The organism is Methanospirillum sp., assembly GCF_028679455.1.
Classification (GTDB): domain Archaea; phylum Halobacteriota; class Methanomicrobia; order Methanomicrobiales; family Methanospirillaceae; genus Methanospirillum.
In genome coordinates, this window is record NZ_JAJRBM010000118.1 from 1 (window position 1) to 3,469 (window position 3,469).

The 3,469-nt window shown below is 44.4% G+C and carries 4 protein-coding genes; 3 read left to right on the plus strand and 1 reads right to left on the minus strand.

Annotation, left to right across the window (positions count from 1 at the left end):
* The first annotated feature begins 142 nt into the window (after positions 1-142).
* Complete coding sequence (locus LUQ50_RS04045) at positions 143-757, plus strand: hypothetical protein (protein ID WP_300036559.1); 615 nt, start codon at positions 143-145, stop codon at positions 755-757.
* A 38-nt stretch (positions 758-795) separates the two neighbouring features.
* Entirely contained in the window at positions 796-1,125 is a 330-nt protein-coding gene (locus LUQ50_RS04050; RefSeq protein WP_300036561.1) for a DUF1016 N-terminal domain-containing protein, read from the plus strand.
* A gap of 59 nt (positions 1,126-1,184) precedes the next feature.
* Here LUQ50_RS04050 and LUQ50_RS04055 read toward each other — a convergent pair whose 3' ends face one another.
* A complete protein-coding gene (locus LUQ50_RS04055) occupies positions 1,185-2,120 on the minus strand; it encodes an IS5 family transposase (protein ID WP_300036564.1) in 936 nt (311 codons plus the stop codon).
* Between the two features lie 58 nt (positions 2,121-2,178).
* On the opposite strand from LUQ50_RS04055, the gene LUQ50_RS04060 reads away from it, so the two are divergent.
* Complete coding sequence (locus tag LUQ50_RS04060) at positions 2,179-2,997, plus strand: PDDEXK nuclease domain-containing protein (RefSeq protein WP_300036567.1); 819 nt, start codon at positions 2,179-2,181, stop codon at positions 2,995-2,997.
* Positions 2,998-3,469: the final 472 nt, after the last annotated feature.

Consider the following 3,469-nt stretch of genomic DNA (forward strand, 5'->3'; position numbering starts at 1 on the left):
GATCAGCCGGGTTTGTCGATACTTCCCTGATTGGATCACAGAACACCCTCAATTTTGCATATATTCTCTATCTCACACTCCGTGACCAGAAAGTTCCGGATAATGAGATAGAACAACATGTAAGGCACGGTTTGTGATGTCCATGCTTACCAGCAGGTATACTGGTTCTCCTGAATCCATGTTTGATTATGATATCAGACAGATCTATTCGTTGGGAATCGAGAAATATTCGGATTCACTCATCCGAGGTAAGATGTCAGATGCATTCTGGGATATCGAACTTCCTCAACAGATGACGAGTGCCGTTGTTTCCAGTCCCCATTTCCATTTGTATCTTGCCGCCCAGGTAAAGTTGCATGACAAAGGATTCCTCTCTCGGGATATTTCGGTCAGAGAACTTATTGAGCATCGTTCTGACCTTCATCATATCTTCCCCCGTGAATACCTGAAAAGAAATGGACTGACCAAGGGTCAGTATAACCAGGTTGCAAATTATGTCGTCTCCCAGAGCGAGATTAACATCGCAATCGGGAAGAAAGAGCCAAAATTGTACTTTAGTGAGATTATGGAGCAGTGCCAGGGTGGGGTTAAGAAGTACGGGAATATCACAACAGAAGTTGAACTTGCTGAAAATATCAGGATGAATTGCATTCCGGAGAGCATCAGGGGAATGACCGTTGCTGATTATCCGGAGTTCCTGAATCAGCGACGTATTCTCATGGCCCAGAAGATCAAAGAGTACTTCGGGAGCCTGTGAGATGGAAGTTCTCATAGAAATATCAGGAGAGTCAGGGCATGGCTGGTGATCTGAATGAATCATATGGCTCTCTGCTGACCGGGATCAAGGATCGGGTCAAGTCAGCCCAATATGAAGCACTTCGTTCAGTGAACCGTGAACTGGTCATGATGTACTGGGATATCGGGCATATGATCGCAGACCTTCAGCGTGAAGACAACTGGGGAAAGTCGGTTGTTAAACGATTGTCTGAGGATCTCCGGCTGGAATTTCCTGGCATGACTGGATTTTCAGTTCAAAACCTCTGGAGAATAGCGATTAACCACAGATTGCAATCTTTTTTTTTGACAATGTTTTCGATTTATCCAAAAATCGATTGGAAAAAATGACAAATACCTTGATATTTCATATATTTTCAATTCAAAAATCGATAGCTACCGCTATCCATTCACCTATGACAAAGACCATATATTCGATATAAATCGTAAGAAATGCAACTAAAAAGGCATTTAACGTTCACTCTTTCAACTGTTGTAACCATGACATGGCCGGCATGAAATACTCTTTTCATCACTGCGTATGGTCTTTCAACCAGTGAACGAACACGGGATATCGCTTTATTTCTTCGTTTCGATTTTATAGGCAGCGGATGATTACGAGTTGCTTTCGTCATCGTTTTATCCATTGAGGCTTTAACAGTGACACCAAAATACCCTCGATCCCGGTAAATCGTCTCTCCAGGTTCAGAAAGATCAACATTGCTGTCATGGAGACTTGCCGTTGTAGTCTCAAATCGTCGAATTATTTGTGTTTCCTTATCTACAACTGTGTGAAGTTTGTAGCCAAATTGTGATTTTTGTCCCTTTTTAGCCCAAGTTCCATCTCTTGAACGACGGGTTCTGGCTTCTTCTCCCCGAGGTTTATCTTGCTTTGCATGACCAGGATCTGAGGTGATAAAGGTTGCATCCTGGATCATTCCTCGCTTTATCGTTAATCCCATTTCATCAATTTGCCGCTGAAGTTCATCCCATATTGCTTTCTCTTTGTTGTACTTTATTAGCCGCTCTCGAAATCTCCAGATGGTTGAGCGTTCGGGTATTGAACCTGGTTTCCCAAGAAAGATGAAGAATGACACACGATCCAAGGCCTGTCTTTCTAATTCATAATCTGATAAACCATACCATTGTTGCAGGATTAAAAGTTTGAGAAGAATGACCTCATCCGTGTGAGGCCTTCCCCCATACAATGGATCATCCTGATAGATTTCAGAGAGGATTGGGCGAAATACTTCCCAGTCGATCATTTTTTCTATTTCACCCAAACGGTCCCCCAATTCTGCTAATTTTTCATATTGTTGAGAGAGGAAATAGGCAGTGAATGTCATAGTTAATATTCGATCTGCTGAGATAAAAACCTGTGTTTTTAGCTATTCTATCTGGTATATGCGTCAATTCTATCTCACGTATTCTGCTGATCCAAAACTCCAGCCACTGGTTGGAGAAATCAGCTGGACGAAACATCTGGTTATCATGGGGAAGTGCCATGAGTCAATGGAACGGGAGTTTTATATCCGGATGACCCGGAGACATGGCTGGTCAAAGAATATTCTGGTGTACCAGATTGAGAATCAGATTTATGAGAAGACACTTCTGAATCAGAATAATTTTGAAGAGACGCTCCCCGCTTCGATCTCGAATGAGGCACGACTCGCCTTGAAGGATGAATATACGTTTGATTTTCTCGAACTTGGGGCAGAGCATTCAGAACGCGAGCTGAAACGTGCGTTAATCTCCCGTATTGAGGAGTTTCTCCGGGCGATGGGAGGGTTATTCGCGTTTATGGGGAGCCAGTTCAGGCTTGAAGTGGATGGCCGGGAGTTTTTTATCGACCTCCTGCTCTATCACCACAGACTGAAATGTCTCGTGGCTCTGGAACTCAAGATTGGGGAGTTTGAGCCTGAACATGTCGGGAAGATGCAGTTTTATCTTGCCGCCCTTGATACCCAGATGAGAGAGGAAGGGGAGAACCCATCAATCGGGATCATCCTCTGTAAAGAGAAGAGCCGGACTATCGTGGAATATGCTCTTCGGGATGCGAGCAGACCGATCGGTATTGCAACCTACCACATTGTCAGTGAACTACCCCGGGAACTGAAAGGGCAGATACCCTGGCCTGAGGAGATTAGCCGGCTCCTGGAGGGGATCCGATGGAAGGGTTGCAGCCATATCCGGAGTATAAGGACTTGGGTGTCCCGTGGTTAGGGGATATCCCGAGTCATTGGGAGATTCTTCGGAGTGGGTTATTATTTCGTGAAGTAGTTGATACCGGGCATCCAAATCATTTGTTATTAGGATACCTGAATAGTTACAATCAAAGTTCTTCACCTCGTTCATACTCCCCCCGTTTGTCATGAGTGAATCCCGGTATATCACCAGCGAGGAACCTCCGAGTCGTTCATCCGGTAGTCTTCCAGGGTTCTGTCCTTAACAACGAACCAGTCGTTCCTGGTTGTCTGGTCCATGATTCCGACGGTATTAATCATGGTATCGATACTGAATACCTGCTTTTCCGGCATGGCCGGAGGAAGGAGGTCGGCTGTACATCCTTGATTCCCGGGAACACATAATGAGGTTGTGATGGCAGAGGGGTATGCAAAGATTATTCTCTAATTGAAGGCAATATTATGGAAATCAGAAAATTCCCATTCATCGTTATGTGTTTTAGCAACACATA